The sequence below is a fragment of the Stenotrophomonas sp. FR024 genome (assembly GCF_047500745.2).
GTDB classification, from domain to species: domain Bacteria; phylum Pseudomonadota; class Gammaproteobacteria; order Xanthomonadales; family Xanthomonadaceae; genus Stenotrophomonas; species Stenotrophomonas maltophilia_A.
The window spans coordinates 33,900-58,645 of record NZ_JAXAXM020000023.1; the positions used below are offsets into that span (position 1 = coordinate 33,900).

General features: G+C 64.5%; 21 protein-coding genes and 10 tRNA genes. 24 read left to right on the top strand and 7 right to left on the bottom strand.

Annotated features, from left to right (window positions below):
* Position 1: 1 nt before the first annotated feature.
* From phoR to ACMZ91_RS19225, 3 genes are all read right to left on the bottom strand, one after another.
* Positions 2-1,333: a phosphate regulon sensor histidine kinase PhoR gene (phoR, locus tag ACMZ91_RS19215; RefSeq protein WP_032129078.1), complete on the bottom strand. Its 1,332-nt coding sequence runs from the start codon at positions 1,331-1,333 to the stop codon at positions 2-4.
* A gap of 106 nt (positions 1,334-1,439) precedes the next feature.
* Positions 1,440-2,129 (bottom strand): phosphate regulon transcriptional regulator PhoB, encoded by a 690-nt coding sequence (phoB, locus tag ACMZ91_RS19220; RefSeq protein ID WP_005408258.1) that lies wholly within the window; start codon positions 2,127-2,129, stop codon positions 1,440-1,442.
* A gap of 116 nt (positions 2,130-2,245) precedes the next feature.
* Positions 2,246-3,892: a M48 family metalloprotease gene (locus tag ACMZ91_RS19225; RefSeq protein ID WP_032129079.1), complete on the bottom strand. Its 1,647-nt coding sequence runs from the start codon at positions 3,890-3,892 to the stop codon at positions 2,246-2,248.
* 142 nt (positions 3,893-4,034) lie between these two features.
* Between ACMZ91_RS19225 and grxC the strand changes: the two genes are divergently transcribed.
* The 6 genes from grxC (at position 4,035) to ACMZ91_RS19255 (ending at position 8,806) form a co-directional block, all read left to right on the top strand.
* The gene (gene grxC / locus ACMZ91_RS19230; protein ID WP_049400919.1) at positions 4,035-4,325 is read left to right on the top strand and encodes a glutaredoxin 3; all 291 of its coding nucleotides are present in this window, start codon (positions 4,035-4,037) and stop codon (positions 4,323-4,325) included.
* Positions 4,322-4,714: a carboxymuconolactone decarboxylase family protein gene (locus ACMZ91_RS19235; protein ID WP_004146041.1), complete on the top strand. Its 393-nt coding sequence runs from the start codon at positions 4,322-4,324 to the stop codon at positions 4,712-4,714. Before grxC ends, ACMZ91_RS19235 begins: the two co-directional genes overlap by 4 nt.
* Positions 4,715-5,075: 361 nt before the next feature.
* Positions 5,076-6,080, top strand: coding sequence for an isocitrate dehydrogenase (locus ACMZ91_RS19240; protein ID WP_032129081.1), 1,005 nt, complete (start codon positions 5,076-5,078; stop codon positions 6,078-6,080).
* A 245-nt stretch (positions 6,081-6,325) separates the two neighbouring features.
* The gene (locus ACMZ91_RS19245; RefSeq protein ID WP_049462835.1) at positions 6,326-7,069 is read left to right on the top strand and encodes a cysteine hydrolase family protein; all 744 of its coding nucleotides are present in this window, start codon (positions 6,326-6,328) and stop codon (positions 7,067-7,069) included.
* A gap of 53 nt (positions 7,070-7,122) precedes the next feature.
* A complete protein-coding gene (locus ACMZ91_RS19250) occupies positions 7,123-8,031 on the top strand; it encodes a LysR family transcriptional regulator (RefSeq protein WP_049462836.1) in 909 nt (302 codons plus the stop codon).
* Positions 8,032-8,056: 25 nt separating this feature from the next.
* On the top strand, positions 8,057-8,806 hold the full coding sequence (locus ACMZ91_RS19255; RefSeq protein ID WP_032129085.1) for a sulfite exporter TauE/SafE family protein: 750 nt from the start codon (positions 8,057-8,059) through the stop codon (positions 8,804-8,806).
* 56 nt (positions 8,807-8,862) lie between these two features.
* Here the strand turns inward: ACMZ91_RS19255 and ACMZ91_RS19260 are convergent.
* Both ACMZ91_RS19260 and ACMZ91_RS19265 read right to left on the bottom strand, forming a co-directional pair.
* Positions 8,863-10,097, bottom strand: a protein-coding gene (locus ACMZ91_RS19260; protein WP_223224739.1) for an IS3 family transposase whose coding sequence is annotated in 2 segments (ribosomal slippage) — positions 8,863-9,746 and positions 9,746-10,097 — 1,236 coding nt in all. Because the reading frame shifts where the segments join, the coding sequence is not laid out codon by codon here.
* 111 nt (positions 10,098-10,208) lie between these two features.
* A complete protein-coding gene (locus ACMZ91_RS19265) occupies positions 10,209-10,967 on the bottom strand; it encodes a Bax inhibitor-1/YccA family protein (RefSeq protein WP_049461430.1) in 759 nt (252 codons plus the stop codon).
* 180 nt (positions 10,968-11,147) lie between these two features.
* Between ACMZ91_RS19265 and ACMZ91_RS19270 the strand changes: the two genes are divergently transcribed.
* Positions 11,148-11,224, top strand: a tRNA-Pro gene (locus ACMZ91_RS19270).
* 39 nt (positions 11,225-11,263) lie between these two features.
* Positions 11,264-11,340, top strand: a tRNA-Arg gene (locus tag ACMZ91_RS19275).
* 326 nt (positions 11,341-11,666) lie between these two features.
* On the opposite strand, the gene ACMZ91_RS19280 is transcribed toward ACMZ91_RS19275, so the two are convergent.
* On the bottom strand, positions 11,667-12,158 hold the full coding sequence (locus tag ACMZ91_RS19280; protein ID WP_162292252.1) for a hypothetical protein: 492 nt from the start codon (positions 12,156-12,158) through the stop codon (positions 11,667-11,669).
* A gap of 9 nt (positions 12,159-12,167) precedes the next feature.
* A complete protein-coding gene (locus tag ACMZ91_RS19285) occupies positions 12,168-13,088 on the bottom strand; it encodes a hypothetical protein (protein WP_032129316.1) in 921 nt (306 codons plus the stop codon).
* Between the two features lie 437 nt (positions 13,089-13,525).
* Here ACMZ91_RS19285 and ACMZ91_RS19290 point away from each other — a divergent pair, with 437 nt between their 5' ends.
* The 16 genes from ACMZ91_RS19290 (at position 13,526) to ACMZ91_RS19365 (ending at position 24,606) form a co-directional block, all read left to right on the top strand.
* Positions 13,526-13,750 (top strand): hypothetical protein, encoded by a 225-nt coding sequence (locus tag ACMZ91_RS19290; RefSeq protein WP_049461432.1) that lies wholly within the window; start codon positions 13,526-13,528, stop codon positions 13,748-13,750.
* 168 nt (positions 13,751-13,918) lie between these two features.
* Positions 13,919-13,995 (top strand) — tRNA-His (locus ACMZ91_RS19295).
* Positions 13,996-14,074: 79 nt separating this feature from the next.
* Positions 14,075-14,150 (top strand) — tRNA-Lys (locus ACMZ91_RS19300).
* Between the two features lie 198 nt (positions 14,151-14,348).
* Positions 14,349-14,424, top strand: a tRNA-Lys gene (locus ACMZ91_RS19305).
* 229 nt (positions 14,425-14,653) lie between these two features.
* Positions 14,654-15,019 carry a hypothetical protein gene (locus tag ACMZ91_RS19310; RefSeq protein ID WP_049463492.1) on the top strand — a complete coding sequence of 122 codons (366 nt, stop codon included), beginning with the start codon at positions 14,654-14,656 and terminating at the stop codon, positions 15,017-15,019.
* A gap of 139 nt (positions 15,020-15,158) precedes the next feature.
* Positions 15,159-15,243: transfer RNA gene (locus ACMZ91_RS19315), tRNA-Leu, on the top strand.
* Between the two features lie 189 nt (positions 15,244-15,432).
* Complete coding sequence (tig, locus tag ACMZ91_RS19320) at positions 15,433-16,728, top strand: trigger factor (RefSeq protein ID WP_049400909.1); 1,296 nt, start codon at positions 15,433-15,435, stop codon at positions 16,726-16,728.
* A gap of 76 nt (positions 16,729-16,804) precedes the next feature.
* Positions 16,805-17,431, top strand: coding sequence for an ATP-dependent Clp endopeptidase proteolytic subunit ClpP (gene clpP, locus ACMZ91_RS19325; protein ID WP_004146318.1), 627 nt, complete (start codon positions 16,805-16,807; stop codon positions 17,429-17,431).
* A gap of 126 nt (positions 17,432-17,557) precedes the next feature.
* Positions 17,558-18,847: an ATP-dependent Clp protease ATP-binding subunit ClpX gene (clpX, locus tag ACMZ91_RS19330; protein ID WP_049463494.1), complete on the top strand. Its 1,290-nt coding sequence runs from the start codon at positions 17,558-17,560 to the stop codon at positions 18,845-18,847.
* 143 nt (positions 18,848-18,990) lie between these two features.
* The gene (lon, locus tag ACMZ91_RS19335) at positions 18,991-21,441 is read left to right on the top strand and encodes an endopeptidase La (RefSeq protein ID WP_049422624.1); all 2,451 of its coding nucleotides are present in this window, start codon (positions 18,991-18,993) and stop codon (positions 21,439-21,441) included.
* A gap of 217 nt (positions 21,442-21,658) precedes the next feature.
* On the top strand, positions 21,659-21,931 hold the full coding sequence (hbs, locus tag ACMZ91_RS19340; protein ID WP_004146343.1) for a non-specific DNA-binding protein Hbs: 273 nt from the start codon (positions 21,659-21,661) through the stop codon (positions 21,929-21,931).
* A gap of 11 nt (positions 21,932-21,942) precedes the next feature.
* Positions 21,943-22,017, top strand: a tRNA-Val gene (locus ACMZ91_RS19345).
* A 26-nt stretch (positions 22,018-22,043) separates the two neighbouring features.
* A tRNA-Asp gene (locus tag ACMZ91_RS19350) sits at positions 22,044-22,120 on the top strand.
* Positions 22,121-22,205: 85 nt separating this feature from the next.
* A tRNA-Asp gene (locus ACMZ91_RS19355) sits at positions 22,206-22,282 on the top strand.
* Positions 22,283-22,388: 106 nt separating this feature from the next.
* Positions 22,389-22,465 (top strand) — tRNA-Asp (locus ACMZ91_RS19360).
* A gap of 185 nt (positions 22,466-22,650) precedes the next feature.
* Positions 22,651-24,606, top strand: coding sequence for a peptidyl-prolyl cis-trans isomerase (locus ACMZ91_RS19365; protein ID WP_049461399.1), 1,956 nt, complete (start codon positions 22,651-22,653; stop codon positions 24,604-24,606).
* The last annotated feature ends 140 nt before the right edge of the window (positions 24,607-24,746 follow it).

A 24,746-nucleotide genomic window follows, 5' to 3' on the forward strand; every position in this document is an offset into this window, starting at 1 on the left:
GTCATTCTTCGATGGAGGTCAGGGGGGCGGACTCGCGCGGGCGCACGTGGTCGGCATCGAAATGGCAGGAGAACACCGAGCCCTTGCCGACCTCGCTTTCAATCTCCAGCCGTGCGTGGTGCAGGCCGAGGATGTGCTTGACGATGGACAGGCCCAGGCCGGTACCGCCGCTTTCGCGGGAGCGGCTGCTGGAGACACGGTAGAAACGTTCGGTCAGGCGCGGCAGGTGGGAGGCCGGGATGCCATAGCCGGAATCGCGCACCGCCAGCACGGCACCATCGCCTTCGCGGCGGAACTCCACGGCGATGCGGCCACCGGCTGGCGTATAGCGCACCGCATTGGTGACCAGGTTGGAGAAGGCGCTATGCAGCTCCTTGGTGGAACCCTGCAGGTCGACGCCGGCCAGGTCGTCGATGCTGATCTGGTGGCGGCCCTGGCTGTGCGCTTCGGCTTCGCGGCGCAGCGTCGCCAGCATCGGCTGCATGGCCACGGTCTCTTCCTCGCTGTGTTCCTGCGATTCGAGGCGCGACAGGGTCAGCAGGTCTTCCACCAGCTGGGCCATGCGCTGGCTCTGCTTGCGCATTTCTTCCAGCATCGGTCCGGTTCCCGGGAAATCCTCCGGGTCCATCATGTCCAGATAGCCGTGCACCACGGTGAGCGGCGTGCGCAGTTCGTGTGAAACGTTGGCCACGAAATCGCGGCGCACCTGTTCCAGGCGCAGCAGCTTGCTGACGTCGCGGGCGATCAGCAGCCAGTAATCCGACGAATAGGGAATCAGGCGCAGGTTCAGGCGGATCGCCGGATCGACCGGCGAAGGCACGTCGAGGATCGGCTCGGCATTGCGGCCGCCGGCCAGCCAGTGCGCCAGCGGCATCGGCTGCAGGCGTTCGACCAGGGCTTCGCCGAGGTCGCCGGGGTGATGCAGGCCGAGCAGGGCGGTGGCCGCTTCGTTGAACCACTGCACGCGCTGGCTGTTGCGGTCCAGCACCACCACCGCATCGGGAAGTGCGGCGGCCGCAGCGCGATAGCTGCGCAGCATGTCCAGCAGGCGGCGCTTACGCACGCGCATTTCCACCTGGTTGCGGTACAGCAGGCGGTCCAGCTCGTTCCAGACGCCGGTGCCTTCTTCGGCGGTATCCCAGCGCTGGCGCGCGGTCAGGCGCCGCAGCACGCTGCGCAGGCGCCAGTAATGCCATGCCAGCGTGGCCAGCGCGCCCAACGCGATGCACAACCACAGATGGCCCGTGAACCACCCCACCAGTCCGGCGAACAGCAGTACCGCGGCAACGGTGGCCAGGGTCTTCAACCAGGCAGAGCGGATGTGGCGGGGCATTGCGATCTCGTCGTTGAGGTGCGGCGGTTCACTGGGGTGAACCGAGGGTTATAGCAGAGTTGCCGGCGCCGGCACCCGCAGGTGCGTGGCGCCGGCACGACGAGACTCAGGTAGCAGTGGAGAAGCGGTAGCCGGCGCCGCGCACGGTCTGCACCATGTTTTCGGCGTTGAACGGTTCCAGCGTCTTGCGCAGGCGGCGGATGTGCACGTCGATGGTGCGCTCCTCCACGTAGACGCTGCCGCCCCACACATGGTCCAGCAGCTGGGCGCGGGTATAGACGCGCTCCGGGTGGGTCATGAAGAAGTGCAGCAGGCGGTATTCGGTCGGGCCGATCGGCACCGGCTGGTCGTTGGCGAACACGCGATGGGCGGCGCCGTCGATTCGGATCGGGCCGACCGCCACGCTGCCGTCCTCGTCGTCCTCGCGGGCGCGGCGCATCACCGCACGGATGCGGGCCAGCAGTTCGCGCGCCGAGAACGGTTTGACCACATAGTCGTCGACGCCGGCTTCAAGGCCACCCACGCGGTCGTTTTCTTCGCCGCGGGCGGTCAGCATGATGATCGGCACTTCGCGGGTCAGGGTTTCCTTGCGCCAGCGGCGGGCCAGGTCCAGGCCGCTGGTGCCGGGCAGCATCCAGTCCAGCAGGATCAGGTCGGGGACGCGGTCGGCGATGGCGGTCTGGGCCTCACGGGCGTCGCCGGCGTGGACCGGTTCGTAATCGCCCTTGCGCAGGGCGAAGGCGACCATTTCACGGATCGCGGGCTCGTCATCGACGATCAGGATGCGTTTCTGCACGAGGACACCGTAGGGCTCGATTACTGGAGTGGTGCCAGTAGACTACGGTTTGATGACATGTTTGTGACTACCTGGCCGGAACCGGTCGGGATTGCCATCGGCCGGTCATGCAGCGCTCAGCGGCGGTCCAGGTCCGGGTCCTGCACGCCCTGCCGGCGCAGCTCCAGCACGGTGGGGGTGATCGCCTCGATGCGCGCATCCACCCGTGCCCGGCCTACGTAGTCCAGCGCCGGATTGCGCTTGAGCGCCTGCAGCTGCATCAGCGACTGTTCCGGCCGGCCGCTGAGGAAGGCCGCCTCGGCGTAGGCCTCGCTGGCACGCACGCTGTCGCCGGCCAACTCGCTGGCGCGGGCGTACCGCTGCTGGAAGACCGGATCGTTACCGCTTTGTGACAGCAGGGGCCGCAGCATGGCCTGCGCGCGTTGGCCCGCCTCGCGGCTGCCCTGTTCGTTCAGGATCTCGGCATAGGTCAGCGCCACCGGACGGCTGTTGGGGTGCTGACGTAGCAACTGCTCGAAGCGGCTGTTGGCCTGGGCGGTCTGGCCTGCACGCGATTCGGCCTCGCCCAGCCCCAGAGCCAGCCACAGGTTGTCCGGGCGGGTCTGCAGCAGGCCTGCCAGGGTCTGCCGGGCCTGGGTGGCGCCGGCGCGACCGCTGCGCATCACCGCCAGCGCCTGGCCATAGCGCTGGGCATCGTTGAGGCCGTCCTTCTGACGCTTGGCCAGATCGGCATACTCGCGTTCCAGCTCGGGGGTGGAATCCGCGCTGAGCACGCGCAGGCGCTCGCGGGCCCAGTCGAAGTCGCCACTGGCGCCGCGGCTGAGCTGGCCCATCGGGATGCGCAGCACGCTGCTGGGCAGCAGCGGGTTGGTTCCGCGCAACAGGGGTTCGGCCAGGCTGGGATCGGCCGGGTCCACGCGCTCCCTGCGCTCGCCGCTGGGGGTGCTGGTGGTCAGCAGCACCGTGTCCTTCTTCATCTGGTCGGCGCGGGCCTTGGCCTCGCTGATGCGGGTGATGTTGACCGGATGGGTGCGCAGGAACTCGGGCACGCTGTAGCCACCCTCGTTGCCGCGCATCGCCGATGCCATCCGCTCGAAGAAGCCGGCCATGGCGTCCACGTCGTAACCGCTGCGCGACAGGGTGCGGATGCCGAGGCGATCGGCCTCGGACTCGTTGGAGCGGGTGTAGTTGATCTGGCGCTGCTGCATCAGGCCCATGCCCGAGCTGATCGCGGCCATGGTCGCGTTGCCGGACGACGTGCTGTTGCTGGCCTGTGCGGCCACCACCGCCGCCAGCATGCCGAGCAGGATCGGGATCTGGTCGCGCTGGGCACGCTCGACCCCGCGCAGCACGTGCTGCTGGGTGACGTGGGCGATTTCGTGCGACAGCACCGCCGCGACCTCGTCCTCGCGCTCGGCGGTCAGCACCAGGCCAGCATTGACCCCGATGTAGCCGCCCAGCGTGGCGAAGGCGTTGATCTGGCGGTCCTTCATCACGAAGAACGTGTAGGGCTGGCGAGGCTGGTCGCTGTTGGAGCCGAGCCGGGTACCCATGGTCTGCAGCCAGTCGTTGACCAGCGGGTCATCCAGCAGGTAGCCGTAGTTGCGCAGCTCGCGCAGCATCATCGCGCCGTACTCGGCCTGGCGGGCCGGGGTCAGCAGCTCGCCGGCCGAGGAGCCGATGTCGGGCAGCTTCTCCTGGGCCTGGGCGAGCGGCATGGCCAGGGCCAGGGTGACGGCGGTAGTCAGCAGCAGGGCTCGCAAGCAGTGGGTCCTCGGGCAGGGCGCGCCAAGCGTGGCAGGGTGGGGGGCAACCATTCGTTAATCCACAGTGTTGCGGCCGTGGCGTGGAAATTCCAGCGCACCGGTACCATATGTAGACCGTCGATCCATCGTGGAGTTTCCCGTGACAGCCCAGACCGCCGGCGGTGCCCCCGCCATCACCATCTATTCCACCGCCGTCTGCCCGTACTGCGTGGCCGCCAAGAACTTCCTGAAGAGCAAGGGACAGCAGTGGACCGAGGTCCGCATCGACCTGGACCCGGTCGAGCGCGAGAAGATGATGGCACTGACCCGCCGTACCAGCGTGCCGCAGATCTTCGTCGGCGACGTCCACGTAGGCGGCTACGACGACATGATGGCCCTGCACCGTGAAGGCAAGCTCGAGCCGCTGCTGGCCGGGCAGGGCCAGGCATGAGCGCGGCCGACGACGGCAGCAAGGACCGCATCGCCGAGTTCACCGACTTCCGCAAGCGCATGAACGAGCGGATCCTGGGCGAGCCGAACCAGGTGGTGCGCCGCTTCTTCGCGCTGGACACGCAGACCTACCAGGCCGGCGCGCTGGACGTGAAGACCAAGGAACTGCTGGGCCTGGTGGCCTCGATGGTGCTGCGCTGCGACGACTGCATCAGCTATCACGTGGCCCAGTGCAAGGACGCCGGGGTGACCCGAGAAGAGTTCTTCGAGACCTTCTCGGTCGGCCTGGTGGTGGGCGGTTCCATCGTGATCCCGCACCTGCGCCGCGCGGTCGACTTCCTCGACCAGCTCGAAGGCGGCGCCGCCGCCCCGGAAGCGCACGCGCACTGAACCTGACGGGCGCCGGGAACCGGGCCCTGTGGCCCTCCCGGTAGTGCCGGCCGCTGGCCGGCATCCCGTGAACCCCACATGGCCGAGGTTGCCGGCCAGCGGCCGGCACTACCGGACGTGCGGGGCGCCTTCCCCGTGATCCCACAGCCCAGCAGCCCCCTTGTTGTTCAAGGGGGCGCGCCGACAGGCGCGGGGATAAGGTGGGGTGCGCGGGCAATTCTGCCTGAGCCGGGCACTGGGACCATGGTCTATTTGGGACCTCGGCCCCGGCTCAGGCATAATTGCCGGTGAAACTTCCTTTGCGCCGGCGTTTCCGGGCACGTCCGGACGGCGTTTTTCCCCCTGTTCGGAACATCGATCAATGACGCAGAAAATTACGGTCATCCGCGGCGACGGCATTGGCCCGGAAATCATGGACGCCACCCTGTTCGTACTCGACCAGCTCAAGACTGGCCTGGAGTACGAAGACGCCGACGCCGGCCTGGTGGCCCTGGAAAAGCACGGCGACCTGATGCCGGCGGTGACCCTGGAATCGATCGCGCGCAACAAGGTCGCGCTGAAGAGCCCGCTGACCACCCCGGTCGGTGGTGGCTTCACCTCGATCAACGTCAGCCTGCGCCGTCACTTCGACCTGTACGCCAATGTGCGTCCGGCCCACACCTTCCCGAACACCAAGTCGCGTTTCGACAACGTCGACCTGATCACCGTGCGTGAGAACACCGAAGGCGCCTACCTGGCCGAAGGCCAGGAAGTGTCGGCCGACGGCGAGACCGCCTTCTCCGGCACCCGCATCACCCGCAAGGGCTCCGAGCGCATCGTGCGCTACGCCTTCGAGCTGGCCAAGAGCACCGGCCGCAAGAAGGTCACCGCCGTACACAAGGCCAACATCATCAAGTCGACCTCGGGCCTGTTCCTGAATGTCGCCCGTGAAGTGGCTGCGCAGTACCCGGACATCGAATTCCAGGAAATGATCGTCGACAACTGCTGCATGCAGCTGGTGATGCGTCCGGAACAGTTCGACGTGATCGTCACCACCAACCTGTTCGGCGACATCATCTCCGACCTGTGCGCCGGCCTCGTCGGCGGCCTGGGCCTGGCCCCGGGTGCCAACATCGGCAAGGACGCGGCGATCTTCGAAGCCGTGCACGGCACTGCGCCGGACATCGCTGGCCAGGGCAAGGCCAATCCGTGCGCGCTGCTGCTGGCAGCGGCGCAGATGCTGGACCATGTCGGCCAGCCGGAAAATGCCGAGCGCCTGCGCAAGGCCATCGTGGCGACCATGGAAGCCAAGGATTCGCTGACCGGCGACCTGGGCGGCACCGGCACCACCATGAGCTTTGCCCAGGCCATCGCCAGCCGCCTGTAAGCGGCCGGCGTTCCTTGACGGAACCGCAGCGGGGCGCCTTCGGGCGCCTCGTTGCGTTGTGGGTCGGCTCGGTAGATCCACGCCATGCGTGGATGGCGGGGCTTTGGTCCGCAGCCACCCATGGGGCGGCTCTACAGGGGATTGTCTGTGCGAAATTCGCACAGATCATGTGCTTTTACATGGCTGGTTCGTGCGCCGTCCGCTCCGCATCATGTGCCCACTTTTCACCGCACAGGAGCTTGAACATGAACCTCACCGCCTTTGGTCTGGCCAGCCTGATCGGCATGGCCACCGTTACCCCCGTCACCGCTGCCGAACCGGCCCATCCCACCATCCGCCACATGGCTGGCGCACCCGTTGTGGCTTCGCTGGATGCGGCGAAGACCGCCGTGCTGGTGATCGACTTCCAGAACGAATACTTCGACGGCAGCGCTGCGCCGGGCTTCGCCGGTGGCCGAATGGTCATCCCCGATGGCGTGGCCGCACTGCGGCAGGCGAAGCGGATGGTCGAGTTCGCCGATGCCCACGGCATCCGCGTGATCCATGTACAGCACGTGTTGCCGGCGGGTGCGCCGCTGTTCGCGCAAGGCAGCGTCAATGCCGCCTTCCATCGCGACCTGCAGCCGCGCAAGGGCGAGACCGTGGTGCAGAAGGACAACGTCAGCGTGTTCGCCGGTGACTCGGCCGCAGTGCTCGACCAGGTGCTGAAGGATGCCGGCATCGACACCCTGATCGTCACCGGCCTGCAGACCCATGCCTGCGTGGCAGGTGCCGCCCGCGATGCCGCAGCGGCACCGCGTGGCTACCGCGTCATCGTGTCGTCCGATGCAACTGCCAGCCGTGATCTGGATCTTGCCGGAGGCCAGCGCATCGGTCATCGCGCGCTGCATGACGCCTCGCTGGCGCAGATTGAGGACACCTTCGGCGATGTCATGGCGACTGACGCGATCCTGGCACTGCCGGTGCGCAAGGCCGGCGACGGCGCTTGATAAGCTGACGGGGCCCGCACGCCGCGGGCCCCGCCACCTGGAGCCGCCCGCCGATGGACCATTTCGCCGCCCTGCGTGCGCTGCGCGCCATCGTCGATGCAGGCAGTTTCACCGCCGCCGCCGAACGACTGGGTACCACCCATTCGGCGATGTCACGGCAACTGCGGCAGCTGGAAGAACATCTGCAGGTTCGACTGCTCGATCGCAACAGCCGCCGGCTGTCACTGACCGAAGCCGGTCGCGACTACTACCGCGAGGCGGCAGCGCTGCTGGATCGCCTGCAGGAGGCGGATGACCGCGCACGCGCAGGGCAGGCACAGCCCAGCGGCACCGTGCGGATCAGCGTGCCGCAGGTGGTCGCCAGCCAGGAGCTGCCGCATTGGTTGCCGTCGTTCCTGCAGCGCTATCCACAGGTCACGCTGGATCTTTCCGCCGACGACCAGCTGGTTGATGTGGTCGGGGGCGGCTTCGACCTGGCGCTGCGCATCGCGCCTTCCTTGCCGGACAGCCAGCTGGTCGCGCGCGAGCTGGCCAGCTGCCCACGCATCCTGGTCGCCGCACCGGCCTATCTGGCGCGGCACGGTCTGCCCCGGCAGGCTTCGGACCTCGCACAGCACACGCTGCTGGGTTTCAGTCCCACAGCGGCGATGTCGCCCTGGCAGCTGCAGGGACCACGCGGTGCCGCCGCGAGCATCGAGTCGGGGCAGCGCCTGCGGGTGGATGCGACGCCAGCGTTGTATGCCGCTGCGTTGGCTGGCATGGGCATCAGCCTGTTCACTGCGCTGACCGTGCAGGAGGACCTGCGTGCCGGCCGCCTGATCCGTGTGCTGCCCGCCTGGCACGCCGGACAGCGGCGCTACTTCGCGCTGTATCCGCACGCGCGGGCGCTGGCGCCGAAGGTGCGTGCGCTGGTCGAGCACCTTGCGGCGCACTACGCTGCACAGGTGGGCGCGGCGGGGTAGTCGCGCGGCAGCAACCGAGGTGGTGATGGAGTCGGTGTATCTGCTGGTCGCGCTGGGCGCGATCGTCGCCGGATTCGTGCAGGGTCTGTCCGGCTTCGCCTTCGGCATGGTGGCGATGTCGTTCTGGGCGTGGGGACTGGAGCCGCGGCTGGCGGCGACGCTTTCGGTGTTTGGTGCGCTGGTCGGGCAGCTGGTCGCAGTGTTCACCGTGCGCCGCGGTTTCAACCTGCGCCTGCTGCTGCCGTTCGTGCTGGGTGGGCTGGCCGGCATTCCGCTGGGCGTGACGGTGCTGCCACGGCTGGACATGGACTGGTTCAAGGCGCTGCTGGGTGGCTTCCTGGCGCTGTGGTGCCCGGTGATGCTGATGGCGCGCTCGTTGCCTCCGGTCCGAGTCGGCGGCCGTATCGGTGATGCGATTGCTGGCATGGCCGGTGGCGTGCTCAGTGGCATCGGCGGCTTTGCCGGGCCGGTGCCGACGTTGTGGAGCACCCTGCGAGGCTTCGGCAAGGACGAGCAGCGCGCGGTCATCCAGAACTTCAACCTGGCGATGCTGGCGGTGACAATGGCCACCTATGTCGGCAGCGGCCTGGTGAGCCGGCAGATGTTGCCGTACTTCGCCATCGTGGCACCGGCCATGCTGGTGCCGACCCTGCTGGGCGCGCGGGTCTACATCGGCATCAGCGAGGCACGCTTCCGGCAGGTCGTGCTGGGCCTGCTGACCGCGTCAGGCATCGCGTTGCTGGCGTCGTCGCTGCCGGTACTGCTGGCGCGCTGAGGGAATGACTCGTCCTGCCATAGGTTGACACCGATGGGTGGATGGTCCGGCCGCCGTCAGGCGGCCAAAGACGCCCGATGCATCGCATCGGGCGTCTGCATTTTAAGGGACAGGTGGGGGCGCTCAGCGTTGTAGATGTCTACGGCCTCAGCCACCATCTGGCGGGCTTGCCCCAGGTCCCGTGGGCGATGAAGCAGGAACTCGCACTTGAGGATCCCGTTGACTCGCTCTGCCAGAGCGTTCTGATAGCAGTCGTAGCCGTCGGTCATCGAGCAGGTCAGGCCGTGCCGCGCATGGATCTTCTGGTAGTAATCCGAGCAGTACTGGATTCCACGATCAGAGTGATGGATCAGCTTCTGCGGTGTCTTTCTCCCTTTCAGCGCCATCTCCAGCGCCTGAGCTACCTGCTCTGTCTGTAGCGTTTCATGCACGCTCCAGCCCACGATCTTGCGCGACCAGGCATCGGTGACCAGGCTCAGATACACGAACTTCCCCTGCGTCGGCAGATAGGTGATGTCCGCCACCCACACCTGCTCGCTACCGGTTGGTATTACGCATCCTTGGCCAGGTTTGAGCAGATTCGGATGCCTGCGAAAGCGATGATGGCTGTCGGTAGTCTTGTGATAAGCCCGACGTTTCGGTACCAGCAGGCGCGCTTCCCGAAGTACGTCAAACAACCGGTCACGCCCCATGGTGATTCCCGCCGCCTGCAGCTTCGGTCCGATCAAATGGTGCAACTTGCGCGTCCCGATCCGTGGCTGCCGCACGCGGCAATCGCTCACCAGCGCCAGTGCTTTGGTCTCGCTGGCGCGTCGTCGTTGATGCCGGCACCCCGCTTGATAGAACGCCTGTCGACTGATGCCGAAATGGCGGCAAGCCCTTGCCACGCTTACGCCTTTGAGGCGCCCTTGCGTGAGGACTTGCCTGAAGGCTTTTTTACGATGCGCACCCCGTAATCCTCTTTGAGGACATCCACGATGGCTTCGAAAAGCTGTGCTTTCTCGTTGGCCTCCCGCAACTGGACCTGCAGGGCCTTGATCTGTTGTTCCGGCGTCAGCGGCGTGGCCGGTCCACTTTTGGGAGAAGTCGTCATGGGGGCAGATGATGCACCACCTGACCAATCTTGCCGACCATGGCGGCGAAGCCACTTCAGAACCGTGCTGCTACCTTGGATACCGTATCGCTCCTGAGCCTTCTTATAGGTCAGTTCTCCACGCTCGACCTGATCGACCACGGACAACTTGAAGGCCAGCGAGTAATCCCGCTGACTGCGCCTGATTGTTGATTTCATTGAACATTCCTTTTCCAGAGGGAAAAGGTGTCAACCCAATTCAGGACGGGTCAGAAGAACGAAAAAGGGCGCCACGAAGGGCGCCCTTTGTCGTCTACGGCATGTTTCGGCTCAGCGCTGCTGGATCTTCGACAGCAGGCGCAGGAATTCAACATACAGCCAGACCAGGGTCACCATCAGGCCGAATGCGCCATACCACTCCATGTACTTCGGTGCACGCTGGGCGACACCGGTTTCGATGAAGTCGAAATCCAGCACCAGGTTCAGCGCGGCCACGACCACCACGAACAGGCTGAAAGCAATGCCCAGCCAGCCGGAGTCGTGGATCACCGGCACGTCGATGTTGAAGAAGCCCAGCACGAACGAGGCGAGGTAGAGCAGGGCGATGCCGCCAGTGGCGGCGACCACGCCCATCTTGAAGTTCTCGGTGGCCTTGATCAGGCCGCTGCGGTACGCGAACAGCAGCGCGAACAGGGTGCCAAAGGTCAGCAGCACCGCCTGGAACACGATGCCCGGGAACTTGGCGTTGAACACGGCCGAGATGGCGCCCAGGAACAGGCCTTCCACCAGCGCGTACATCGGTGCGGTGACCGGCGACCACTCCTTCTTGAACACGGTGATCAGCGCCAGCACCAGGCCGCCGATGGCGCCGCCCATGGCATACAGCTTGGCTCCAGCCATGACCTGGCCGTAGTCATCGATGGTCTGGTTCCAGGCGAAAGCGGCCGTCAGTACGGTCAACAGCAGCAGGAAACCGGTCTTGTTGACGGTGCCGTTGAGGGTCATGGCCTGGTCGGGGCTGGTCACCACCGAGCCACTGGCGAGGTCGAGGAAGGTGGACTCGGAAAGAGCCGGGTTGCCGCTGCGCATACGCGTTCTCCGTGCGAATGAGGGTCAGGACGGCCATCCGGCCGATGGGCGTGAGCATAGCCGATGACTGCTTTCGGCGTTGTGGCAGGTGCCGGATCTACGCATCCTGCGTTGACAGTTCCCAATGCGCTTGGCGACAATGACCAGCTCCCCGGGCATGGCCCGAGGGGATTGCAAGACCGGGGTATAGCGCAGTCTGGTAGCGCGCCTGCTTTGGGAGCAGGATGTCGGGGGTTCGAATCCCTCTACCCCGACCAATCCCACATCACGTCGGATTGGACACCGTTCCGGTTCGGGCGCCCGTAGCTCAACTGGATAGAGCACCGGCCTTCTAAGCCGGCGGTTACAGGTTCGATTCCTGTCGGGCGCGCCATTGGAATCAATGATTTATGCGCTCACGCCCGTGAACACCGGTTCCCATTCGATGGTTGCGCAATCCTGGGTGGCGAGCATTCCACCTTCCTATTTTTCGATGAAAGATACCCTTTGTATGGGGTGCAGTCGCACGGCGTGATGTCATGCAGGTTGCGGTTGACCGGCATCTGGCGACGATCGGCTCACTCCGCAGGTGCTTGAGCAGCGCCGCCTGGGATGGGGCAATGCGCCCGGCAACGAAAAAAGGCCAGCGCTATGCGCTGGCCTTTTCCATGTCGCGATGGTCGCGATGGGTGCACTCTGGTCGAGTGCACCCCGGATGGATCACATCTGTTCCAGTTCGCCCACCCGCACCTTGCCGCCACCGCCGCAGTTGCCGTGGCAGCCGCCGCTGATCGGGCCGCTGCCGCCGCCACCACCGCCGCCACCGCCGCCGCCACCACCACCGCCGCGGGAGTTGGGCGGGAGGACGGTCGAAATCACTTCGCCGGAGTCGAAACCTGCACCTCGCCACGTGTAGTTGACGCAGGAAATACCGTTACAGACGGTCAGGACATCGCCGGTCTGGACGCGCGTCTGGGCAGTCCAGACCGTGGTCCGGCCGTCATTGAGCTTCTGGACCTCTTGGGAAAGCTGCTGGTTGGTCACCGGATCGGGATACGGGGTTGTCAGCGTGCATCCGGCGGTGCAGTTGATGACGCCAGGAAGCTTTTTCGCTTGAAGGCTCCCGGCCGCCATGAACAGCAGCACGCCTGCAATGGCGGGAATGGAGTTTCTACCAAGCGAAGGGATAATCCCAATCAGTCTAGCTTTCACAATAGGTCCTTATCGTGGGATGCAACAGTTCTTGAAGATTTCGTTCGATGAAATGCGGGCTTTCTCTTTCTCTTGGCTGCTCAGGTTTTTCTCATGGTTGGCAATGTCATTGGTGGTGGCAAAACGTGGGTCCAGCCGGTTGAGGACGCGGGTGTACGCCAGGGCCGCAACGGGATCCGCAGGAACGATGCCGCCATAGGTGTAGGCCATCGCCATGTCGCTGATGACATTGACGTTCCCTTGTGATTCCAGTTCGCGCAGATATCCGGTGGCGGTGTCCTTCCACGCCTCGAGCGCCGCGGGATCACGGATTGCGTCATCAAGCGAACCGATGACTTTCTCCGGCGATCGCGAGTAGGCGCGCATCGCTTCCTGCGAGCCCATGGCGGCGGCCTTCGAAAGCCAATCGGCGTGATAGATGTCCTGATCCAGAGCCAGCGACTCACACTCTTTGAGGATTCGTTCCGACCGCTCCAGGAACCAGTTGCCGGCCCCGACCGTGGTGGCCGAATCCGCCAGCTTGTCAGCGCGATCCGAGATGAAGGTCTGGCATTGCTCGATGGTTCGATAGATTTCGTAGGTTGCCGTGGCATCTCCGGATTCGGAGCGCAGCATCAGTTGCTTGACGTGGGCAAGCGCGTCACCGGGAGGCCGGAACTCATTGCCTCTTACGATTTCGTAGGCCTTGGGGCCCACGGCCTTGTACGAGCCCGGCGGGATCTTGTTGTCCCGCTCAAGCCTTTGCGCGGCCGCCGCACCTGACGCCGGAAGCTGCCTTCCCTGGTCAGGCCGTTCATCGAGGCTGCCACTCTTCCCGGATTCCTCTGCCGTGGCATCCGCAGTTGCCTGCTGCCGGTAGCCGGACATTGCAACGGCTGCCACTGCCAGCACGGCTGCCAGCGCGACGAATCCGATTAGCCGCTTGCTCATCTATTGATCTCACCTTCATTGCAGGAACCGGCATGGTTGCAAACGCGCGCCCTGCGTTCCATGTCCTGCAGCTAACGTTGTATGAATGGATCTCCCCCATTGCCGTTCCAGATCCATTCATGATCCATTCACTTAAAGTTCACGATCTCGGCAGCGCGTCCGACGACGGATGAGCTGTTTGCCAGCGCCTGACCTTCGGTGCGTGCGGCACGCACCTTCTGGTGCTCGGCATGAAATGCGGTTTCGAAAGACGCGGGAGATGTGGAGCAGGTGCTGGCCGAAGTGCATCAACTGCGCAGGCACCAACGGCGACCTACCCTGTACTGCGGCGGTGTCACCCGGCTGGCGTTGATTGGCCTGCTGATGGGGGCGACGGCCCAACGCAGTGTGTCGTTCGACGTGATCGAAACGATGTCGCCGATGGACAGCTGCGGCCGATGTTCTCGGCCGAAGATGAGTGCTTGCACGCGCAGGGTGTGCAAGCGATTACCCGTCGTGTGTTTCCTGGCAGGACGCAGTCGCGCAATGCGATGCTTCAGTTGCTCGACGGAGCGGGCCGGCCGCGCCTGCAGTTGCAGGTCACGCCGAAGGGGGAGGCCACGCTGTCATTCCTGGATGAGCATGGGGACACCGTGCGCGTGATCCAGGCGGAGCAGCCCTGATCTCCTGTTCCGGCCCCTGCACATCAATGTGAAGAAGTGCTTGCAATTCCTTCGCGACTCCCGGAAAATGCCGGACTCGCTTCGGGGGACGGACTTCTGGTTCCACCCGCTAGCAAAGCATCAAGGTCCAGCGTCAGCCTCATCGGCGGTGGAGCGAAAGTTTCAGTGGTGGCTGTAGCTCAGTTGGTTAGAGTACCGGATTGTGATTCCGGTGGTCGGGGGTTCGAATCCCCTCAGCCACCCCACTGATTCAACCGCATCGGCGCAGCCGAAACGGTATTGCAATAAACAGAAAGCACGCTACAATGTGCGTCTGAGTTTTACGGGCCGTTAGCTCAGTTGGTAGAGCAGTTGACTCTTAATCAATAGGTCCAAGGTTCGAATCCTTGACGGCCCACCAAGACAGAAGCCACCTGGTATCCCAGGTGGCTTTTTTCTTATAAGTGTGACTCCCATCGTTTCGATGGATGACGGGTTGCAGAGCCCCGCTTGGCCGTGGATCTGCAATGCAGCGGGACCGCAGTGCTGGTTTCAACGATGTTGAAAAAAGTGCTTGCACCCACCGAGCGGATCGGGTCATAATTCGCGCCCCGATTTCGGGCTGTTAGCTCAGTTGGTAGAGCAGTTGACTCTTAATCAATAGGTCCAAGGTTCGAATCCTTGACAGCCCACCAGACGAAAGCCACTTGGTTCGCCAAGTGGCTTTTTTCTTGTCTGCGCGCCGGGTGGCATTTCATCGACTGAAACGGCGCATGGCGTGAATCTACTGAAGCGATGCTGAAATCAGGGACATACGCGTCATCAGTGTTTTCAATGCTGTGCGCTGCTTCTCACCGCATCGCGTCCCGCATCGCACCCAATGGATCTTCCGCGCCGATGGCGCATGCACGAAGGAAGATGTTGATGGCTGATATCAATCGATTGCACCGCACGCTGTGGGTTCCCTTCGCGTTGATGGCGCTGGCGGCCTGCGCACCAGCCAATGGTCCCGCGAAGACCGTTGAACGCGATGCGGGCACGGAGAGCACTCCGGCGCGCCCGGTGGGTGACGCCATGCAGATGCAGCCAGCTCAGCCTGCGGAAGCGGAGGTCCTGCCTGACGCGGTGGATGTGCAGCGCAATGCGGACGGTTCGGTGGATGTGCGCAAGGCCATGCCGGAGTCGGTGGCTCTGCGCCGTACCGATGACGGGGGCGTGGAGATCCGCAAGGGGGAGGCGCCCGCCGAACATGCAGGCATGGCACCGGCCCGCGCTGTACCGCAGCAGTAAGCCGCAGTCGTCCTGGCGGGTGGTGCGCCCGCCGGGACGGCAGCGATGCAGGGGCCGCGCGCATCGCTGCAGATTCAGTTTTGTGCAGGCCTTCCGCTTCCAGCCCCCGCCTGCGACAATGAACGCCTGAGCCGGCCACGCGAAAGTGGCGGAATTGGTAGACGCCCTGGATTTAGGTTCCAGTGCCGCAAGGCGTGGGGGTTCGAGTCCCCCCTTTCGCACCAGTGCCGGCCTGTCCCCGCCCTGATCGGGCCATCTGCGCCCCCTTGACCGGCACGCGCTGGCAGTGCAGGCCGAATTGGGCGAAACTAAAGGGCTGCGGCAAGCAGGCGCGTCCCAGACGTCGTGTCCTTACAACCGTTTCATCCCAATCATCGAGCCGGGGGCGTGGGCCACCGGTGGCAGGAGTCAACATGCAAGCTTCGATCGAATCCACCGGCAACCTGGAACGCCGCCTGAGCTTCTCGCTGCCGGAAGAGCGTCTGCAGAGCCACATCGTCGGCCGCCTGGGCGAAATCGCCCGTACCACCCGCATCAAGGGTTTCCGTCCGGGCAAGGTGCCGGCCAAGGTGATCGAGCAGCGCTTCGGCGCGCAGGTCCGTGGCGAGGCGCTGGACGGCCTGCTGCGCGAAACCTTCGATGCCGCCGTGCGTGAGCACGACCTGCGCATCGTCGGCAGCCCGCGCATCGACAAGGGCGACGAGGGTGAATTCTCCTTCGTGGCCACCGTGGAAGTGGTGCCGGACTTCGGCGACATCGACGTCAGCAAGCTGACCGTCGTGCGCCACAGCGCCGAGATCACCGACGCCGACATCGATCAGATGATCGAGAACCTGCAGAACCAGCGTCGTACCTGGGCCCCGGTCAGCCGTGGCGCGCAGGACGGTGACCTGGTCGCGGTGGAAACCTGGTCGCAGGCCGGCGAAGAGCGCCTGCCGGCCGAGGGCACCGAGAAGGGTTCGATCGTGCTCGGCCAGGGCATGATGTTCGACACCATCGAAAAGGGCCTGGTCGGCCTGGCCAAGGGCGAAGAAAAGACCCTGGACGTCGAGTTCCCGGCTGACTGGCGCGTGCCGGTGCTGGCCGGCAAGACCGTGCAGGTGACCGTCAAGGTCGCCGAAGTGTCCGAGCCGGTCGTGCCGGCGGTCGACGAAGCCTTCATCAAGAGCTTCGGCGTGAAGGGCGGCGACGTCGAGCAGTTCCGCAGCGACATCCGCGCCAACCTGGAGCGCGAGCTGAAGGGCGCTCTGATGAACCGCCTGCGCCGCGAAGTGGGCGAGCAGCTGATCGCCGCCTACTCGTCGGTGGAAATGCCGCCGCGCCTGGTCGAGAACGAAGCCCGCGCCATGCTGGCCCAGCAGGTCGAGCAGATCCGCCGCAACGGCCAGAACGTCGGCGAGATCCCGGCCGATGCCCACGAAGGCTTCAAGGAAGCGGCCGCCAAGCGCGTGCTGGTCGGCCTGCTGGTCGGTGAAGTGGCCCGCATCAACGACCTGCGCCTGGAAGCCAAGCGCCTGAACGAAACGATGCGTCTGATCGCTTCGACCTACGAAGAGCCGGAACAGGTCATTGAGATGTACCGCAACGACCCCCAGCTGATGTCTGGCCTGCAGAACCGTGTGATGGAAGAGCAGGTGATCGACTGGATCGCCGAGCGTGCCCAGCACACCGAAGAGAAGCTGTCGTTCCAGGACGCGATCCGCCAGTAAGCCCGGGCGGATCACCGGATGCCCCGCGCCTTTGCCGGCGCGGGGTTGTTGCCCCCCAAGATAGGTACCTCACGTAATGGACAACCGAACCAAAGCCCTGAACCTGGTTCCGATGGTGGTCGAGCAGACCAGCCGCGGCGAGCGTGCCTACGACATCTATTCGCGCCTGTTGAAGGAGCGCCTGATCTTCCTCGTGGGCCCGATCGACGATCACATGGCCAACGTGGTGGTGGCGCAGTTGCTGTTCCTGGAGTCGGAGAACCCGGAAAAGGACATCAACATCTACATCAACTCGCCGGGTGGCGTGGTCACCGCCGGCATGGCGATCTACGACACCATGCAGTACATCAAGCCGAATGTGAGCACCACCTGCATCGGCCAGGCCGCCTCGATGGGCGCCCTGCTGCTGGCCGCGGGCGAAGCTGGCAAGCGCTATGCGCTGCCGAACTCGCGCGTGATGATCCACCAGCCGCTGGGTGGCTACCAGGGCCAGGCCACCGACATCGACATCCACGCGCGTGAGATCCTGACCCTGCGTTCGCGCCTGAACGAGGTGCTGGCCAAGCACACCGGCCAGTCGCTGGAGACGATCGCCCGCGACACCGAGCGCGACAACTTCAAGAGCGCCTTCGAGGCGCAGGCCTATGGTCTGGTCGACCAGGTCCTGGAGCGTCGTCCGGACGAGTCGATCCAGGCCGGCTGACCGGCCATCACGGGGCCAGGGAGGCCCCGTTCCTGCAGGGTCGGGCGGGACTGGTGTCCCCTCGGCCCTGTGCTATTCTCGAATCGAACCCCCGTTCAGCGGGTGGGGTAACTGGGTAAGCGAAGCATGAGCGAAGACCGCCAAGGTCGTTCCACGGACACCGGCAAGATCCTCTACTGCTCTTTCTGCGGCAAGAGCCAGCATGAAGTGCGCAAGCTGATTGCGGGTCCGAGCGTATTCATCTGCGATGAGTGCGTGGAGCTGTGCAACGACATCATCCGTGAGGAACTTGAGGAAAAGGCGCAGTCGGCGCGCAGTTCGCTGCCCAAGCCGCGCGAGATCCTCGAGGTCCTCGACCAGTACGTGATCGGCCAGAACCGCGCCAAGCGCACGCTGGCCGTGGCCGTGTACAACCACTACAAGCGCATCGAGAGCCGGCAGAAGAACGACGACGTCGAACTGGCGAAGTCGAACATCCTGCTGGTCGGCCCGACCGGTTCGGGCAAGACCCTGCTGGCCGAGACCCTGGCCCGCCTTCTCAACGTGCCGTTCACCATGGCCGACGCCACCACGCTGACCGAAGCCGGTTACGTGGGCGAGGACGTGGAGAACATCATCCAGAAGCTGCTGCAGAAGTGCGACTACGACGTCGAGAAGGCGCAGCAGGGCATCGTCTACATCGATGAAATCGACAAGATCTCGCGCAAGAGCGAGAACCCGTCGATCACCCGCGATGTGTCCGGCGAAGGCGTGCAGCAGGCCCTGCTGAAGCTGATCGAAGGCACCGTGGCCAGCGTTCCGCCGCAGGGCGGCCGCAAGCACCCGCAGCAGGAATTCCTGCAGGTGGACACCAAGAACATCCTGTTCATCTGCGGCGGCGCGTTCGCCGGGCTGGACAAGGTGATCCAGGCCCGTTCCACCGACGTCGGCAGCATCGGCTTCGGCGCCAAGGTGAAGAGCAGCGAGCGCAAGCAGGAAGTGGGCAAGGTGCTGGCCGAAGTCGAGCCGGAAGACCTGATCAAGTTCGGCCTGATTCCCGAGTTCGTCGGCCGCCTGCCGGTGGTGGCGACCCTGGAGGAGCTGGATGAGCCGGCCCTGATCAAGATCCTGACCGAGCCGAAGAACGCCATCACCAAGCAGTTCAAGAAGCTGTTCGAGATGGAGAACGTCGAGCTGGAGTTCCGCCCGGACGCGTTGTCGGCCATTGCCCGCAAGGCGCTCAAGCGCAAGACCGGTGCCCGCGGCCTGCGTACCATCGTCGAATCGGTCCTGCTGGACACCATGTACGACCTGCCGTCGCAGGAAAACGTCAGCAAGGTGGTGGTGGACGAGTCGGTGATCGAGCACAAGTCCGAGCCGTACCTGATCTACCAGTCCCCAGCGGCCCCTGAACAGAAGGCCGCAGGCGCCGAGTGATCCTTCCAGGTTGTTGATTGGAAAGGATTTTCAAGGAATGCCTTGCATCTGAAAGCCGATGGCCCCATAACGGGGCCATCGGCTTTTTTTGTCTCCGGAAGATGCCCTCCCGGAGGCGGTTTTCCCCCTTCCCTGGAGCCCCCATGGCCCGTTCCCCAAGTGAAACCCTCGACCTGCCGGTCCTGCCGCTGCGCGACGTAGTGGTGTTCCCGCACATGGTCATCCCGCTGTTCGTCGGCCGTGACAAGTCCATGCACGCGCTCGAACAGGCAATGGAGGCGGACAAGCGCATCCTGCTGCTGGCGCAGAAGTCGGCCGAGACCGACGACCCGCATGCGGCCGACCTCTATCAGGTCGGTACGCTGGCGCAGGTGCTGCAGTTGCTGAAGCTGCCCGACGGCACCATCAAGGTGCTGGTCGAAGGCCTGTCGCGCGTGCAGGTCACCCACGTCGACGAGCGTAACGGTTCGCTGCACGGCCAGGCCGTGGAGATCGACGCCACCGACGAGCGCGAAGCACGCGAGGTGGAGGCGATCGCCCGCTCGCTGATGTCGCTGTTCGAGCAGTACGTGAAGACCAATCGCAAGCTGCCGCCGGAGCTGCTGCAGACGTTGTCGGGCATCGATGAGCCGGCCCGCCTGGCCGACACCATCGCTGCGCACATCAGCGTGCGCCTGGCCGACAAGCAGCGCCTGCTGGAAACGCTGGCCGTCGGTGACCGCCTGGAGATGCTGGTCGGCCTGGTCGATGGCGAGATCGACGTGCAGCAGATGGAAAAGCGCATCCGCGGCCGCGTGAAGTCGCAGATGGAGAAGAGCCAGCGCGAGTACTACCTCAACGAGCAGATGAAGGCCATCCAGAAGGAACTGGGTGACCTGGACGATGCACCGGGCGAGCTGGAAGAGCTGGCCCGCAAGATCGCCGAAGCCGGCATGCCGAAGGCGGTTGAAGCCAAGGCACGCAATGAACTGAACAAGCTCAAGCAGATGTCGCCGATGTCGGCTGAAGCGGCCGTCGTGCGCAACTACCTGGAGTGGTTGCTGGGCGTGCCGTGGAAGAAGCGCAGCAAGGTGCGCAAGGACCTGAAGGCCGCACAGGACACCCTCGACGCCGACCACTACGGCCTGGAGAAGGTCAAGGAGCGCATCCTTGAATACCTGGCGGTGCAGTCGCGCGTGAAGCAGATGAAGGGCCCGATCCTGTGCCTGGTCGGGCCGCCGGGCGTGGGCAAGACCTCGCTCGGCCAGTCCATCGCCAAGGCTACCAACCGCAAGTTCGTGCGCATGTCGCTGGGCGGCGTTCGCGATGAAGCCGAGATCCGTGGCCACCGTCGTACCTACGTTGGTTCGATGCCGGGCCGCATCGTGCAGAACCTCAACAAGGTCGGCAGCAAGAACCCGCTGTTCGTGCTCGACGAGATCGACAAGATGTCGATGGACTTCCGTGGCGATCCGTCGTCGGCGCTGCTGGAAGTGCTCGACCCGGAGCAGAACAACGCGTTCAACGACCACTACCTGGAAGTGGACCTGGACCTGTCCGAAGTGATGTTCGTGGCCACCTCGAACTCGCTCAATATTCCCGGCCCGCTGCTGGACCGCATGGAAGTGATCCGCATCCCCGGCTACACCGAGGACGAGAAGCTCAACATCGCCACCCGCTACCTGGTGCCGAAGCAGATCAAGGCCAACGGCCTGCAGCCGGAAGAGCTGGAGATCGGCAGCGATGCGATCCAGGACATCGTGCGCTACTACACGCGCGAATCGGGCGTGCGCAACCTGGAACGCGAGATCGCCAAGATCTGCCGCAAGGTGGTGAAGGAGATCGCGCTGGCCGGTCCGCAGCCGGTGAAGGCGAAGAAGGGCGCGAAGAAGTCCAAGGCGCTGGTGAGCGTGTCCAGCAAGAACCTGGACAAGTACCTGGGTGTGCGTCGCTTCGATTTCGGCCGCGCCGAGGAAGAGAACGAGATCGGCCTGGTCACCGGCCTGGCGTGGACCGAAGTCGGTGGCGATCTGCTGCAGATCGAATCGACGCTGGTGCCGGGCAAGGGCCAGCTGATCCTGACCGGCCAGCTCGGCAACGTGATGAAGGAATCGGCGTCGGCGGCGTTGTCGGTGGTGCGTTCGCGCGCCGTGGGCTTTGGCATCGACAGCGACTTCCTGCAGAAGCACGACGTGCACCTGCACGTGCCCGATGGTGCCACGCCGAAGGACGGACCGAGTGCCGGTGCGGCAATGGTCACCTCGCTGGTGTCGATGCTGACCAAGGTGCCGGTGCGTGCCGACGTGGCGATGACCGGTGAGATCACCCTGCGTGGTCGTGTCACCGCCATCGGTGGCTTGAAGGAGAAACTGCTGGCCGCACTGCGCGGTGGTATCCGCACGGTCATCATTCCGGAAGAGAACCGCAAGGACCTTGCAGATATTCCGGCCAACGTCACCCGCGATCTGGAGATCGTGCCGGTGAAGTACATCGAAGAAGTCCTGGACCTGGCGCTGGAGCGCCCGCTGGCACCGAAGAAGGCGCGCAAGAGTGCGCAGCGTGTCACGGTGCGCAGCAAGGCCAAACCGAGTGGAAGCGCGCGCGTCAAGCATTGACGCGCGCTGTCCGATGGCCCGAAACCCGCGTCGTTGCTGGCTTTCCAGCTTGCGTGGGGGTAGGGCCACTGGTATAAAAGCAGCACTCGCGAATGAGTGATCGCTGTCAGCGATGACTGAATCGGCGAACCGTTTCCACATGGCGGCCGCATGCAGAAGGCGTGCGGTTGCTTCCCTGTCGAATAAGCGGAACCCACCGCCAAAGGAGTTGTAGAGAATGAACAAGACCGAATTGATCGATGCCGTTGCTGAAGCTGCCGACCTGACCAAGGCCGAGTCCAGCCGCGCTGTCGATGCCGTCGTTGCTGCCGTCACCAAGGCGCTGAAGGACGGCGATGCGGTCACCCTGGTTGGCTTCGGTACCTTCCAGGTCCGCGACCGTGCTGCGCGCACCGGCCGCAACCCGAAGACCGGCGACACCATCAAGATCGCTGCTTCGAAGAATCCGTCGTTCAAGGCTGGCAAGGCCCTGAAGGATGCTGTAAACTAAGCGGCTCGCTGGGGTGCTTAGCTCAGCGGTAGAGCGTCTCCTTTACACGGAGAGGGTCGGGGGTTCGAAACCCTCAGCACCCACCACAGCACCGCGGTAAAAGTTTGAGTGTGGAGCGGTAGTTCAGCTGGTTAGAATGCTGGCCTGTCACGCCGGAGGTCGCGGGTTCGAGTCCCGTCCGCTCCGCCATTCAACGAGGCCTCCGGCCAAAAGCTGGAGGCTTTGTTTTCTCCCCGGTCCAGGCCGGTGGGAAAACAGGAAATAGCAACAATGCGGAGCGGTAGTTCAGCTGGTTAGAATGCTGGCCTGTCACGCCGGAGGTCGCGGGTTCGAGTCCCGTCCGCTCCGCCATTGCAGAATTCTTAAGTCCCTGTGAAAAAACTTTGAAAAAAGTGTTCATCGGGCTGGGTTTCCAGGGAGTCTTCGGATATACTGGGCGCCTGCAAAGTTTCAGCGCGGAGCGGTAGTTCAGCTGGTTAGAATGCTGGCCTGTCACGCCGGAGGTCGCGGGTTCGAGTCCCGTCCGCTCCGCCAACTTTAAAAGCCCTCGGCGCAAGCCGGGGGCTTTTTCTTTGTGCCCTGCGGCAGCAGGCCTGCCGAGGTGCTGACGGCACAGGTCCGCGGAGATCGGCGCAGGCCGCGCCGGCGCTGCTTTTGGTCCCTGCGACGAAGCGGGTTACACTGCCGGGCTCGCCAATCAGGCCTTGTGATTCCTCACCATGCTGCAGAAACTCCGCGACAAGACCTCAGGCTGGATCGTCACCGTGATCCTGGGGCTGCTGATGATTCCGTTCCTGTTCGTGATCGACAACAGCTACCTCGGTGGCGTTGGCGCACAGAACGTGGCCAAGGTTTCCGCGCCGCCGACTTGGTGGCGTTCGGCACCGTCGTGGTGGCCGGTGCGCATGCTGTGGCAGCATCATGAGATCAGCGCGCAGGATTTCCGCACCCGCTTCGAGCAGGAGCGCATGCGTGAGCGCCAGCAGCAGGGCGAGAATTTCGACCCGCGCGCGTTTGAAAGCACCGAAAACAAGCTGGCCGTGCTCGATCAGCTGATCGACGAACAGGTCGTGCGCCTGGTCGGCGAGCAGGCCGGTGTCGTGATCGGCGATGGCGCGGTGCGCGAGTACATCGCCACCATCCCGGCCTTCCTCGATTCGAACGGCAAGTTCAACGAGAACAACTACCGCCTGGCTCTGGCCGGTGGCAATCCGCCGCGCACGCCGACCCAGTTCCAGGAACTGGTGCGTGAGAGCCTGCAGCAGTCGGTGATTCCGTCGGGCCTGCAGAACTCGGGCTTCGTTACCCAGTCCGAGACCGAGCGCCTGCTGAAGCTGCTGGGTGAGACCCGCGACGTCGAACTGGCCGCGCTGCCGGAGGTTCCGGCCGATACCGCGCCGGTCACCGATGAGCAGATCAAGCAGTGGTACGACAGCCACGGCAAGGATTTCCGCCAGGCCGAAAGCGTGTCGCTGGAATACGTCGAGATCAATGGCGCCAACCTGCCGGCACCGACCGCGGCCGACGAAGCGACCCTGCGCAAGCGCTTTGAGGACGAGAAGGCGAAGTTCACTTCGCCGGAACAGCGCCAGGCCGCGCACATCCTGATCACCGGTGACGGTGCCGAAGCCAAGGCGAACAAGATCGCCACCGAAGCCAAGGCGGCGGGTGCCGACTTCGCTGCACTGGCCAAGGCCAATTCGGAAGACCCGGGTTCGAAGGACCAGGGCGGTGATCTGGGCTGGGTCGAGCGTGGCGCGATGGTCAAGCCGTTCGAAGACGCCCTGTTCGCCGCCAAGGCGGGTGACGTGATCGGCCCGGTCAAGACCGACTTCGGCTACCACGTCATCAAGGTCGCCGCGGTGCGTGGCGGCGAAGGCAAGTCGTTCGAGGAAGTGCGTGACACGCTGGCCGCCGAGCAGCTGAAGGCCGACGGCGAGCGCGGCTTCAACGAGCTGGCCGGCCACCTGGTCGATGCCATCAACAAGAGCCCGAGTGATCTGGCTGCTGCGGCCAAGGAAGTGAACCTGCCGCTGCAGACCCTGGGCCCGATCACCCGTGCCACCGCCAGCGGTATTGCCACTGATCCGGCCGTGCTGCGCGCCGCCTTCTCCGAAGTGCTGGTGCAGGATGGTACTGCCAGCGACCCGATCGCCCTGGGCGGTGCCACCAACCACAGCGTGGTCATCCGCGTTGCCGCGCATACCCCGGAACAGGCAACGCCGCTGGACAAGGCGCGTGAACAGGTGATCGCCGCGATCCGCGCCGACCGCCAGCGCCAGGCCAGCGACAAGGCCGCCGACGCCGTGCTGGCCAAGCTGAAGGCGGGCGCCACCCTGCAGTCGCTGGCCGCCAGCGAGAAGCTGCAGCTGAGCCCGATGCCGGGCCTGCCGCGCAGCCAGCCGGTGCCGACCCCGGAAATCAACCGCGCGATCTTCAGTGCGCCGGTGCCGGCGGAAGGCAAGCCGAGCTACGGCAAGGTCGACGTCAACGGCCACGCGCTGCTGTTCGCCGTGAACAAGGTCAACCCGGGCGACATCAAGGAAGTGACCGCCGAGCAGCAGAAGCAGCTCAAGGATCAGCTGAGCCAGATCGACGGCATGGCCGCAGCCAAGGCCTACGTCGAGGCGATGCGCAGGAAGTTCGTGATCCAGACCACCGAAGAGAACCTGTAAGCCTCGCGGCGGGGCAGGATCGAAGAAGGCCCGGCAATGCCGGGCCTTTTTTTATGCCTTGACCCGTCCTGAATTGGGTTGACACCTTTTCCCTCTGGAAAAGGAATGTTCAATGAAATCAACAATCAGGCGCAGTCAGC